Genomic DNA, 309 nt, shown 5'->3' with positions numbered 1-309 from the left:
CAATTTAGTCGTTGGCGCCTCAGATGGTGTCAACACCACCAACATTAACGTCACCCTCACTGAGCTTGATGTCAATGAAACGCCTGAGTTCACCCCACCCGTGGGCGAAACCAGCTACAACTTTAGCTACAATGAAAACAGCAGCGACAGCACTGTGATCGGCACCGTCAATGCCACCGATCCAGAAGGCACGCCAGTGACCTACAGCATCGTCAGCGGCAATGACGACGCTTGGTTTGAGATTGACCCCGTGACCGGTGTCATCAGCTTGACCCCAGCGGGCGTGGCCGCCGTCGCCAATGACTTTGA

General features: G+C 55.3%; 1 protein-coding gene. It reads left to right on the top strand.

Annotated elements, in window-relative coordinates:
* The coding region (locus H5114_RS20765; RefSeq protein WP_182723888.1) for a cadherin repeat domain-containing protein at positions 1-309 on the top strand (309 nt) is incomplete at both ends.

The organism is Shewanella sp. SR43-8 (genome assembly GCF_014163775.1).
Lineage (GTDB): Bacteria > Pseudomonadota > Gammaproteobacteria > Enterobacterales > Shewanellaceae > Shewanella > Shewanella vesiculosa.
Note: the sequence above shows the minus strand (reverse complement) of the source record. Positions and strands in the feature narration are given on the sequence as shown.